This window comes from Xanthomonas sp. WHRI 6106 (assembly GCF_040202405.1).
Lineage (GTDB): Bacteria > Pseudomonadota > Gammaproteobacteria > Xanthomonadales > Xanthomonadaceae > Xanthomonas > Xanthomonas cannabis.
The window spans coordinates 41256-53585 of record NZ_JBEGFC010000016.1; the positions used below are offsets into that span (position 1 = coordinate 41256).

General features: G+C 66.6%; 10 protein-coding genes. 9 read left to right on the top strand and 1 reads right to left on the bottom strand.

The features are described 5' to 3' along the window. Positions 1-22 precede the first annotated feature (22 nt). From ABQZ09_RS18945 to recJ, 9 genes are all read left to right on the top strand, one after another. Positions 23-1225 (top strand): aminotransferase-like domain-containing protein, encoded by a 1203-nt coding sequence (locus ABQZ09_RS18945; RefSeq protein WP_184557442.1) that lies wholly within the window; start codon positions 23-25, stop codon positions 1223-1225. Continuing rightward, positions 1222-1941, top strand: a complete 720-nt coding sequence (locus ABQZ09_RS18950) for an MOSC domain-containing protein (protein WP_184557445.1) — start codon at positions 1222-1224, stop codon at positions 1939-1941. Before ABQZ09_RS18945 ends, ABQZ09_RS18950 begins: the two co-directional genes overlap by 4 nt. 215 nt (positions 1942-2156) lie before the next feature. Continuing rightward, positions 2157-2873: a 4-hydroxy-tetrahydrodipicolinate reductase gene (gene dapB, locus ABQZ09_RS18955; protein WP_184557448.1), complete on the top strand. Its 717-nt coding sequence runs from the start codon at positions 2157-2159 to the stop codon at positions 2871-2873. A gap of 239 nt (positions 2874-3112) precedes the next feature. Then, positions 3113-4246 carry a glutamine-hydrolyzing carbamoyl-phosphate synthase small subunit gene (carA, locus tag ABQZ09_RS18960; RefSeq protein ID WP_184557451.1) on the top strand — a complete coding sequence of 378 codons (1134 nt, stop codon included), beginning with the start codon at positions 3113-3115 and terminating at the stop codon, positions 4244-4246. Beyond that, a complete protein-coding gene (locus ABQZ09_RS18965) occupies positions 4243-4599 on the top strand; it encodes a hypothetical protein (protein ID WP_039564529.1) in 357 nt (118 codons plus the stop codon). The genes carA and ABQZ09_RS18965 overlap by 4 nt, the downstream gene beginning before the upstream one ends. Before the next feature lie 116 nt (positions 4600-4715). Next, on the top strand, positions 4716-7958 hold the full coding sequence (carB, locus tag ABQZ09_RS18970; RefSeq protein WP_039564527.1) for a carbamoyl-phosphate synthase large subunit: 3243 nt from the start codon (positions 4716-4718) through the stop codon (positions 7956-7958). Positions 7959-7966: 8 nt separating this feature from the next. Next, the gene (greA, locus tag ABQZ09_RS18975) at positions 7967-8431 is read left to right on the top strand and encodes a transcription elongation factor GreA (RefSeq protein ID WP_184557655.1); all 465 of its coding nucleotides are present in this window, start codon (positions 7967-7969) and stop codon (positions 8429-8431) included. A 16-nt stretch (positions 8432-8447) separates the two neighbouring features. Continuing rightward, complete coding sequence (locus ABQZ09_RS18980) at positions 8448-9368, top strand: phosphoglycerate mutase (RefSeq protein ID WP_184557454.1); 921 nt, start codon at positions 8448-8450, stop codon at positions 9366-9368. Further along, positions 9365-11104, top strand: a complete 1740-nt coding sequence (gene recJ, locus ABQZ09_RS18985; RefSeq protein ID WP_349777636.1) for a single-stranded-DNA-specific exonuclease RecJ — start codon at positions 9365-9367, stop codon at positions 11102-11104. Before ABQZ09_RS18980 ends, recJ begins: the two co-directional genes overlap by 4 nt. Positions 11105-11206: 102 nt before the next feature. Here the strand turns inward: recJ and ABQZ09_RS18990 are convergent, their stop codons facing one another. Continuing rightward, on the bottom strand, positions 11207-12238 hold the full coding sequence (locus ABQZ09_RS18990; RefSeq protein WP_184557460.1) for a DUF1176 domain-containing protein: 1032 nt from the start codon (positions 12236-12238) through the stop codon (positions 11207-11209). Positions 12239-12330: the final 92 nt, after the last annotated feature.

Genomic DNA, 12330 nt, shown 5'->3' on the forward strand with positions numbered 1-12330 from the left:
TGGCGTTCGCTATGCTTGTGCCATGACAACCTCCTTCCAGATCTCCCGACGTGCGCAGGCGCTGACCAGTTCGGCGATTCGTGAAATCCTCAAGGTGACCGAGCGGCCGGAGGTCATTTCCTTCGCCGGCGGCCTGCCATCCCCGGCCACCTTTCCGGTCGAACGCATGCGCGCGGCCAGCGATCAGGTATTGCGCGATGCGCCGCAGGCCGCCTTGCAATACGGGCCCACCGAGGGCTACGCGCCATTGCGCGAATGGGTGGCGGCCCGGCTCAGTCGCGATGGCGCAGCCGTCCGGCCCAGCCAGGTGCTGATCACCACCGGTTCGCAGCAAGGCCTGGACCTGCTGGGCAAGGTCTTCATCGACGAAGGCAGCAAGGTGCTGGTGGAAACGCCCAGCTATCTGGGCGCGTTGCAGGCGTTCTCGTTGTTCCAGCCCGCATTTGTCGGCATGCCATCGGACGAGGAGGGTGTGGTGGTGGATGCGCTGGAGCCGGCGCTGCTGGCCGATGCGCGTTTCCTGTACTGCCTGCCCAATTTCCAGAACCCGACCGGGCGGCGCTTGCCGTTGGCGCGACGTCGGGCGCTGGTGGCGCGCGCTGCCGAGGCAGGCGTGCCGCTCGTCGAAGACGACCCGTACGGCGAGCTGTACTACAGCGGGCAGCCGCTGCCGAGCCTGCTGTCGATGAATCCGGACGGCGTGATCTACATGGGCTCCTTCTCCAAGGTGCTCGCGCCCGGTCTGCGGCTGGGCTATGTGGTGGCGCCGGAGGCCGTGCTGGGCAAACTGATCCAGGCCAAGCAGGCGGCCGATCTGCATACGCCGTCGTTCACCCAGCGCGTGGTCTACCAGACGCTGCAGGACGACTTTCTGGACACCCACATCCCGCAGATCCGCGCGCTGTATGCGCGCCAATGCAGCCTGATGTTGGAAGCGCTGGACCGGCATTTTCCGCCCCAGGTGCAATGGAATCGCCCCGAAGGCGGCATGTTCCTGTGGGTGAGCCTGCCACCTGGGCTGGACGCCACCGCACTGCTGGCGCGCGCCATCGCACGCAATGTTGCGTTCGTGCCCGGCGCACCGTTTTTTGCGACGCTCCCGCAAGCCAACACCTTGCGGCTGTCGTTCGTCACCGTACCGGGCGAGAAGATCGATGCGGGCATCCAGGTGCTCGGCGAGGTGCTGCGCGAGGCGCTGGCCGAGCTGCCGGGGCAGGGCGCATGAGCGCGCCCGCTGCGCTGCAGGACGCGCCGACCGCAACGCGGATCGATAGCGTCGCCATCGGCGTGGCACGCGACTTCACGCGCCCCGGCAGCCGCAGCGCGATCGACAAGCGCGCGGTGCGGGGTTCGGTGCAGATTGCGGTGGACGGTCTGGTTGGCGACGAGCAGGGGGACCGGCGCGTGCATGGCGGGCCGGACAAGGCGATCCATCACTATCCGCGCGACCACTACGCCGCCTGGCGCAGCGAGCTTGGCGCGCATGCGCTGCTGGAAGCTGCCGGCGCCTTCGGCGAGAACCTGAGCAGCACCGGCCTGACCGAGGCCACGGTCTGTCTTGGCGATCGCTTTACATTGGGCACGGCGGTAGTGGAGGTCTCGCAGGTGCGCCAGCCATGCTGGAAGCTGTCGGACCGCTTCGGCGTGCGCGAGATGGCGCGCCGGGTGCAGGACAGCGGACGCACCGGGTGGTATTACCGCGTGCTGCAACCTGGCGCGGTGGCCGCCGGCGACATGCTCACGTTGCAGGAGCGACCGCATCCGCAATGGACACTGGCCCGCCTGCAGCAGGTGCTGTACGCACGCACCGTCGATACCGCCGCGATCTCCGATGTGCTGACATTGCCACTGGTGCCTTCGTGGCGCGCGTTGTTCGAGCGTCGCCTGCAGCGCAGCGAAGTCGAAAGCTGGGCCAAGCGTCTGGACGGCATGGACGGCTGAGCAAGCATCGCGCCGGTCGATGTGAGCGGCAATCCCTCAAGCAAGCGCCACGCCACCGCAAGCCCCTCCTCGCGCTCCCAAGCACACCCCACCCAGCAACCGCCGAACCCCGCCAGCCGCACCAACGGCTCAGCCACCGCACACCGCTCTTACGAATCCCGAATCCCGAATCCCAGCACCTTGTGCAACCCACACCGCATCGCTAGCCTGCAGGCATGACAACGTCTCCTGTAAAAGTGTTGATCCACGGTGCCTCCGGGCGGATGGGCAAGGCCTTGCTGCGCCTGGCGGCCGAAGACGATGGCTTGCAGGTCGTCGGCGCCGTGGTGGGGCGCTCGCCCTCGCAGCGGGTGGTGGACGGCGTGCCGTTCTTTGCCGCCAGCGAGCTGGGCGGTGCGCCGGCCTTCGATGTGGCGATCGACTTCAGCTTGCCGCAGGGCTTTGCGCCGGTCCTGGCGTTGTGCGCGCAGCGCGGCAAGCCGCTGGTCTCCGGCACCACCGGGCTGGACGAGGCGCAGCGCGCCGCCTTGCTCGATGCCGCGCAGCACATTCCGCTGGTATGGGCGTCCAACTTCAGCCTGGGAGTGGCGGTGCTCACCGAATTGGTCGAGCGCGCCGCCGGCACCTTGCCCGGATGGGACTGCGACATCATCGAAGCCCATCACGTGCACAAGCAGGACGCACCCTCCGGCACCGCACTGACGCTGGGTGAAGCGGCCACCGGTAGCGGTGCGCAACCGCGCTTTGCCAGCCTGCGCGCCGGCGATATCGTGGGCGAACACACGGTGCAGTTCACCGGCCTGGGCGAACGGGTGGAGCTGGTGCATCGCGCAACCAATCGCGACATCTTCGCGCGCGGCGCCCTGCATGCAGCCAAGCGCCTGATCGGGAGGCCGGCCGGTAGCTACCGGGTGCGCGACCTGGTGTTGTAACGCGCCGCGCAACCGCGCGTGAACGGTTGCCAGGCGCGGCAGCGTATTCATGCCGCTCCGGCCCGGCGTCTGCCGCATCGGCTCCGCGACAGGGTGGCATGCGGGGGCACTTGCCTTTACAATTCTCGCTTGCCCGAACCAGCGTCGGACCGGTCCTCAGCACCGCGTCCGCGCTTTGCTGCAACCGGAATTTGGCCGGAAGCGCATCGGAGTCCCAGGCAGCCAGAGCGAGACCCCACGTGACCCAACCCGCAATCCTTGTCCTCGAAGACGGCACCGTGTTCGAGGGCGAATCCGTAGGCGCCAACGGGCTTTCCGTCGGTGAAGTGGTGTTCAACACCGCCATGACCGGTTACCAGGAAGTCCTGACCGATCCCTCCTACGCCCGCCAGATGGTCACGTTGACCTATCCGCATATCGGCAACACCGGCTTTACCGATCAGGACGACGAAGCCCGCAAGATCTGGGCCGCCGGCCTGATCGTTCGCGATGTGCCGCGCCGTCCCAGCAACTGGCGCAGCCAGGTGGCCCTTCCGGAATGGCTGCAGGCGCGTGGCGTGGTGGCCATCTCCGGCATCGACACCCGCAAGCTGACCCGTTTGCTGCGTGAGAAGGGCGCCCAGAATGGCGCGTTGATGGCCGGCGAGATCGACATCGAAAAGGCATTGGAAGCCGCGCGCACGTTCCCCGGCCTGAAGGGCATGGATCTGGCCAAGGTGGTTTCCACCGAGACCAGCTACAGCTGGCAGGAAGGCTCGCTGGATCTCAACTCCGACACGTTCGTGCGGGCCGAGCTGAAGCACAAAGTTGTTGCTTACGATTACGGCGTCAAACTCAACATCCTGCGCATGCTGGCCGACCGTGGTTGCGACGTCACCGTGGTGCCGGCGCGCACGCCGGTGGCCGAGGTGCTGGCACTGCAGCCCGATGGCGTGTTCCTGTCCAATGGCCCGGGCGACCCGGAGCCCTGCGATTACGCCATCGACGCGATCAAGGAGCTGGTCGCGCAGAAGGTGCCGACTTTCGGCATCTGCCTGGGCCATCAGTTGCTGGCGCTGGCCGCTGGCGCCAGGACGGTGAAGATGGCCACTGGCCATCACGGCGCCAACCACCCGGTGCAGGATCTGGATGGCGGCCGGGTGATGATCACCTCGCAGAACCACGGGTTTGCAGTGGATGAAAGCAGCCTGCCTGCCAATGTGCGGGTGACCCATCGCTCGCTGTTCGATGGCACCAACCAGGGCATCGCGCTGACCGACGCACCGGCGTTTTCGTTCCAAGGCCACCCGGAAGCGTCGCCCGGCCCGCGCGATGTGGGGCCGTTGTTCGATCGGTTCGTGGAGCTGATGGCCAAGGATGCCAAGCACGCATGAGCGGCCGTCTGATAGGCGTGCTGATCATCCTGGTGGGCGCCGCGCTGGCGTATTGGGGTGTGTGGATGCCCCTTCAGCAGGCGCAGGCTGGCGCCGCGTCGATCACCTTGCATGGAGGCATCAAGCTCGCCTTGGTGGCGCCGATGTGCGTGGTGTTCGGCTCCGGCTATGCGCTCGGTGGTGGGCGTTTCCATCAGGCCATGCACAACACCGATCCAGACAAGGTGCGCCGCTGGGGCAAGACGTCCGGATTCGGCTGGCTGCTGATACTGATCAGTTTTGCTGCCGCGTTCGGACTGCATCAGTGGATGCAGCACAGCTTGCACGCCCTGGGTTATGGGTCAGCCGGATGACCCCGGCATTCGGCTCCTGTGGAGCCGACCAATCATCGTGCTGCGTTGCGATCTGATCGCCGCGGCCACTCTTTCCGCACCTGCGGCTTGCCGCATGTATTCAATCGGGTAACGAAATGCCAAAGCGCACCGACCTAAAAACCATCCTGATCATCGGCGCTGGTCCGATCGTCATCGGCCAGGCCTGCGAGTTCGACTACTCCGGTGCGCAGGCGTGCAAGGCGCTGCGCGACGAGGGTTACCGCGTGGTGCTGGTCAACAGCAATCCGGCCACCATCATGACCGACCCGAACATGGCCGATGCCGTGTACATCGAGCCGATCAACTGGCAGACGGTCGAGAAGATCATCGCCAAGGAAAAGCCCGACGCCCTGCTGCCGACCATGGGCGGGCAGACCGCGCTGAACTGCGCGCTGGATCTGGCCGACCACGGCGTGCTGGAGAAGTACAACGTCGAGCTGATCGGCGCCAAGCGCGAAGCCATCCGCATGGCCGAAGACCGCGAGCTGTTCCGCGTGGCGATGGGCGAGATCGGCCTTGAATGCCCCAAGGCCGAAGTGGCGCACACGCTGGAAGAAGCGCTGGATATCCAGACCCGCGTCGGCTACCCCACCATCATCCGCCCCAGCTTCACCCTGGGCGGCAGCGGCGGCGGCATCGCCTACAACCGCGAAGAGCTGATCGAGATCGTCGGCCGCGGCCTGGAACTCTCGCCGACCACCGAAGTGCTGGTGGAAGAGTCGGTGCTGGGCTGGAAGGAATTCGAGATGGAAGTGGTGCGCGATACCGCGGACAACTGCATCATCGTCTGTGCCATCGAAAACCTCGACCCGATGGGTGTGCACACCGGCGACTCGATCACCGTGGCGCCGGCGCAGACCCTCACCGACAAGGAATACCAGCGCCTGCGCGATGCCTCGATCGCGGTGCTGCGCAAGATCGGCGTGGATACCGGCGGTTCCAACGTGCAGTTCGGCATCAGCCCGACCAATGGCCGCGTTGTCGTCATCGAAATGAACCCGCGCGTGTCGCGGTCCTCGGCGCTGGCCTCCAAGGCCACCGGCTTCCCGATCGCCAAGGTCGCCGCCAAGCTGGCGGTCGGCTACACGCTGGACGAATTGCGCAACGAGATCACCGGCGGCCTGACCCCGGCCTCGTTCGAGCCGTCGATCGATTACGTGGTCACCAAGATTCCGCGCTTTGCCTTCGAGAAGTTCCCGCAGGCCGACGCACGCCTGACCACGCAGATGAAGTCGGTGGGAGAGGTGATGGCGATGGGCCGCACCTTCCAGGAATCGCTGCAGAAGGCCTTGCGCGGCCTGGAAACCGGCAAGATCGGGCTGGACCCGACCGGCCTGGACCTGAGCAGCGAAGACGACATCGCCGCGCTCAAGCGCGAGCTCAAGGCACCGGGCCCGGAGCGCCTGTTCTATGTCGCAGATGCATTCCGCGCCGGCATGACGGTGGACGAGGTGTATGCGCTGTCGTTCATCGACCCGTGGTTCCTGGACCAGATCGAAGAGCTCATCAGCCACGAACAGCAGCTGGCCGACGATGGCATGCCGGCACTGGACGCGGCACGTCTGCGCACGCTCAAGCGCGCCGGTTTCTCCGATGCGCGTCTGGCCGAGCTGATCGGCAGCAACGAAGAATCGGTGCGCACGCTGCGCCGCGCGCTCAAGGTGCGCCCGGTGTACAAGCGCGTTGACTCGTGCGCGGCCGAGTTCGCCACCAGCACGGCATATCTGTATTCGACCTACGAGGACGAATGCGAAGCGCTGCCGACCAGCCGCGACAAGATCATGATCCTGGGCGGTGGACCGAATCGCATCGGCCAGGGTATCGAGTTCGACTATTGCTGCGTGCATGCGGCGCTGGCGCTGCGTGATGATGGCTTTGAAACCATCATGGTCAACTGCAACCCGGAAACCGTCTCCACCGACTACGACACCTCCGACCGTCTGTACTTCGAGCCGCTGACGCTGGAGGACGTGCTGGAAATCGTCGAGCTGGAACAGCCCAAGGGTGTGATCGTGCAGTACGGCGGCCAGACCCCGCTGAAGTTGGCGCGTGCGCTGGAAGCCAACGGCGTGCCGGTGATCGGGACCTCGCCGGATTCGATCGATCTGGCCGAAGACCGCGAGCGTTTCCAGCAACTGGTCGATAAGCTGGGCCTGAAGCAGCCGCCGAACCGCATCGCCCGCAACGCCGACGAGGCCCTGGTGCTGGCGCGCGAGATCGGCTACCCGCTGGTGGTGCGCCCAAGCTACGTGCTGGGCGGCCGCGCGATGGAAATCGTCTACGGCGAATCCGACCTGGCGCGCTATGTGCGCGACGCAGTGAAGGTCTCCAACGACTCGCCGGTGCTGCTGGACCGCTTCCTGGACAACGCGGTGGAAGTGGACGTGGACATCATTGCCGACAAGGACGGCAACGTGCTGATCGGCGGGGTGATGGAGCATATCGAAGAGGCCGGCGTGCATTCGGGCGATTCGTCGTGCTCGCTGCCGCCGTATTCGCTCTCGCCGCAGACCCAGGCCGAACTGCGTCGCCAGGTGGTGATGCTGGCCGAAGGCCTGAACGTGGTCGGCCTGATGAACACCCAGTTCGCGGTGCAGGTCAACGATGCCGGCGACGACATCGTCTATCTGCTCGAAGTGAATCCGCGCGCCTCGCGTACCGTGCCGTTCGTGTCCAAGGCCATCGGCATGCCGCTGGCCAAGATCGCCGCCCGCTGCATGGCCGGCAAGACGCTGGCCGAGCAGGGCGCCACCAAGGAAATCGTGCCGGATTACTACTCGGTGAAGGAGGCGATCTTCCCGTTCGCCAAGTTCCAGGGCGTCGACCCGATCCTCGGGCCGGAAATGCGCTCCACCGGCGAGGTGATGGGCGTGGGCCGCAGCTTCAGTGCCGCGTTCGCACGCGCGCAGGAAGCCGGCGGCATCAAGGCGCCGCCGGTGGGCAAGGCCTTCGTGTCGGTGCGCGACCCCGACAAGCAGCGCGTGTTGCCGGTGGCACAGGCGCTGGTGGAGCGTGGCTTCACCCTGGTGGCCACGCGCGGCACCGGTGCGTGGCTGCAGCAGAACGGGCTGAGCTGCGAGATCGTCAACAAGGTGGCCGAAGGTCGCCCGCATATCGTCGATTCGATCAAGAACGGCGAGATCGTCTATATCGTCAACACCACCGAAGGTCGCGCTGCCATCTCCGATTCGTTCTCGATCCGGCGTGAAGCGTTGCAGCATCGCGTGACCTATTCGACCACTGTCGCCGGCGCCAAGGCGCTGGTGCAATCGCTGGAATTCCGCGGCACCGGCCCCGTGTGGTCGCTGCAGGAACTGCACAAGGAGCTGGAAGCATGAGAGCACCCATGACGTTGAAGGGCGCGCAGCGCCTGCGCGAGGAGCTGGAGCATTTGAAGTCGGTCAAGCGCCCGGAGGTGATCAACGCGATCGCCGAAGCGCGTGCTCACGGCGATCTGAAGGAAAATGCCGAGTACCACGCCGCACGCGAGCAGCAGAGCTTCATCGAAGGCCGCATCAAGCAGCTGGAAAGCGAGCTCTCGCATGCCGAGATCATCGACATCACCAAGTTGTCGGCCGGCACCAAGATCGTGTTCGGCGCCACGGTGACGCTGGCAGATACCGAGACCGACGAAGAAAAGCGCTACCAGATCGTTGGCGACCTGGAAGCGGACATCAAGATGGGCCTGATCGCGATTTCCTCGCCGCTGGCACGTGCGCTGATCGGCAAGCTGGAGGGCGATTCGGTCACCATCGACGCGCCGGCCGGCCAGCGCGAGTACGACGTGGTCAGCGTCGCGTACCTGGACTGAGCGGCAATACCGCGCGATGACCACCGCCACGCTGCTGCTGCCGGAAAAACGCCGTCTGCCCGGAACGCTGGGCAATGCGCTGGTGGCGCCTGCCTTGGCGCGCGCCGACCAGCAGCAGGCCGAGAGTGGCGAAGTGGCGCAGCTGCAGCGCCATTTCACCCTGACCCCGGCGCATTGGCCGGTGGCCGCGTTGACCCGCCAGCTGGATGCCGGCGATGCCGCAGGCGCCACCTGGGTACGTGCCGACCCAGCCTATGTGGTGCCGGACATGCAGGGCGCCCGTCTGATGGGCTATGGCGAAGCGCTCGGCCCCACTGCCGAGGATCTGGCGGTACTGCTGCCGATCTTGAAGCCGATGTTCGGCGATGCCGGTTTCCTGCTCGACGCGCCGACGCCATCGCGCTGGTATCTGCGATTGTCTCCGGACGCGACGTTGCCGGATTTCGTGCCGCCGGATGTCGCAATCGGCGACGACCTATTCGAGCATCTGCCGGCAGGCGATGCGGGCCGGCGCTGGCGTGCCTTGCTGACGGAGGCGCAGGTGCTGCTGCATCAGCATCCTTGGAACGAGGGCCGCGTGGCCAGCGGCAAGCCGGCGATCAATTCACTGTGGTTCTGGGGTGGCGGCGTGGTGCCGCATGCAGTGACATCGCCGCACCGTCAGGTGCGCAGCCGCGAATCGCTGCTGCGTGCGTTGGCGCTCGCCGCCGGTGCCGATGCGCAGGGCGAACAGCGCGTGGATGCGCTGGTGGATCTGCGCCATCTGCGCTCGTTGCAGCAGTTTGGCGACGAGGCGGTGGCACCGCTATTGGCGGCGATGGCGCGCGGCGAGCTGGATCGGCTGGTGCTGGATTTCCAGGACGGTGAAACGCTGTCGCTGGCACGCACGCAGCGTTGGCGGTTCTGGCGAACGCCGCGCCTGCAGCTGGCGCAATGACGTCCAGCCCGCGGATCGTCCGGCGGCCTGCGGGGCCGGCCGGGCAATGGCCCGATGCCATGCTGCCGCTGCTGCGCCGTCTCTATGCCGCGCGCGGCGTGCGCGACGCACAGGGCGCGCAGCCGCGCCTGGGGCAACTGCTGTCGCCGCAGCTGCTGCACAACAGCGATGTGGCCGCCAACCTGTTGGCCGATGCGATCGCACAGCAACGGCGCATCCTGGTGGTGGGCGATTTCGATTGCGATGGCGCCACCGCCTGCGCGGTGGGTGTGCGTGGTTTGCGCATGCTCGGGGCGCTGGATGTACATCACGCCGTGCCCAATCGCATGGTGCATGGCTATGGCCTGTCGCCGGCGCTGGTCGACGAACTGGCCGCGTTGCAGCCGGATGTGCTGGTCACCGTCGACCACGGCATCGCCTGCCATGCCGGTGTGGCCGCGGCCAAGGCGCGCGGCTGGACGGTGTTGGTCACCGACCACCATCTGCCGGGGGCGGTGTTGCCGCCAGCCGATGCGATCGTGGACCCGAACCTGGCCGAAGACAGCTTTCCCAGCAAGACCCTGGCCGGGGTCGGCGTGATCTTCTACGTGTTGCTGGCCTTGCGCAGCACGCTGCGCGCACGCGGTGCATTTGCCGACCGCAGCGAACCTGATCTGTCGGTACTGCTGGATCTGGTAGCCGTCGGCACGGTGGCCGACCTGGTGCCGCTGGACACCAACAACCGTGCCCTGGTGTCGGCCGGCCTGCGTCGGCTGCGCGAAGGCAAGGGCTGCATCGGCCTGCGAGCGCTGATCGATGCCAGCGGCCGCGATGTCGCACGCTTGAGTGCCAGCGATATCGGGTTTGCGCTCGGGCCACGTCTCAATGCGGCCGGTCGGCTCGAGGACATGGCACTGGGCATCGAGCTGCTGCTCAGCGAAGACTGGGGCCGCGCGCGCGAGATTGCCGGCACGCTGGAAGAAATCAATGCCGAGCGTCGCGCGGTGCAGCAGTTGATGACCGACGATGCCGAGCAGGCGGTCACCAAGGTGGTGCTGGATGCCGATGGGGCGTTGCCGATGGCCGCCTGCCTGTTCGATGCTGAGTGGCACCCGGGCGTGATCGGCCTGGTCGCCTCCAAACTCAAGGACCGGCTGCACCGTCCGGTGATCGCGCTGGCGCCAGCGGAGCCGGGCAGCAGCCAGCTACGTGGCTCGGCGCGGTCGATTCCCGGCCTGCACATCCGCGATGTGCTGGCGGCGGTGGACGCGCGCCATCCCGGCCTGATCCAGAAGTTCGGTGGCCATGCGATGGCTGCCGGGCTGAGCATCGATCACGCGGCATTGGCCACCTTCGAACAGGCCTTTCAAGCGCAGGTGCAGGCGATGGTGGACGCCTCGCTGCTGCATGCCGAATTGCACAGCGACGGCGAGCTGGCCGCGCACGAGCTCGATCACGTGCATGCCGAAGCGCTGCGCGTGGCCGGGCCGTGGGGGCAGGGCTTTCCCGAGCCGTTGTTCGATGGTCGGTTCGAAGTCTTGCAATACCGTGTGCTCAAGGAGCGCCATCTCAAACTGACCTTGCGCTGCCCCGGCCGGCCCGAGCCGCTCAACGCCATCCACTTCAATGGCTGGCGCGGCAGCGAGCCCGCGCGCGTGGTGCGGCTGGCGTATCGTCTGGTCAGCGACGACTACCGCGGCGGCACGGCGGTGCAGTTGATCGTCGAACATTGCGAGCCGGCGTCGTCATCTGGGTGAGTGCGCCGCCGGGCCTGGGCCTGGGCGGCGTTGGCAGTGCAACCTGCTGCGGGCGCGGCATGCCGCGCGCAGGAGCTGACGTTCCGGCTTGCGCTTGTCGGTTTACTTGCTGACCTCGGCCACCACGGTGGGCAGTTCCCATGCACCGCCGGCGGCCACCAGCCGGCACAGGCCGGATGTGGATTTGGAGGTCTGTACGAAGCGGCGGCCATCCCAGGTCCAGCGTTCTTCGCCATAGCAATCACCCAGGCCGCGGCCCTTTTGCGAAGACAGGATGGTCGAGCCATCCAGGTCGCTGGCGTGCAGGGTGATCAGGCTTGGTGCAAACGGCGCGCGCGCATTGATCACCCAAAAGCCGGTGCCAACGTTATAGGCGCCCATCCAGCAATCGGTCGACACCAGCAGCTTGTCGCTGCTCAGGCGGGTGATGGTCAGCGGTTCGGCGGCTTCGCTGATGTCCAGTCCCTTGCACTCCTCATCGGCGGGAAGCGTGGCACGCAGCGCCTGGTACAACGCCGGCAACGTGCCCAGGCGCGTATCGCCTGCCTGCGCTGCGACGAGCCTGGCCTCGCGGACCTGCGGTGCCGGTAATGGCGGCAGCACGGCGGAGTCGTCGCGGTCGCCCTTGCGCACCAGCGCGCCGCGCGTGCCGAGCCGGCCCTGGAATTCATCCATCTTCAACAGCACGGCCGACGCGCCCTTGTCGGACAGCTGCCAGCGGCGGCCATCGTTGCCGAGTGCGACGATCGAGCTGCTGCGCGGCAGCGCCGCCAGCAATGCGGCGACCTGCGCGCTGCTCAGCGATGCGGTGCCGCTCTTGCTGTCCAGCGCCAGCTTGCCCTGGGTCCGCTGATCGATCTGCAGGCTGAGCGAGGCCGGCAGCTTGAGCTCGTCGTACTGGCCCAGCATCAGCTCTGCGGTGACTGCCTCACCGGCACCGGCCTTGCGGGTCAGTAGCACCGACACCGGCAAGTGCTCGCCTTCGTCGGGCTGGTATCCGGCGGCACGACAGGTGCGGGTGTTGTCGCAGGCGATGGTCCAGTCGTCATGGGTGAAGTCGACGCTGGTGGCCGGTGCGGCATGGACGAACGTGGGGCTGAGCAACAATGTCGCAGCAAGCAGGGCGGGACGCATCGTGGTTCCTTCAACGCAGGTCGGGCGGGCATCTTGCGGTGCCACCTGCCATGCGTCCAGTCGGGCCAGTGACAGGCGGTGAACACGATTCA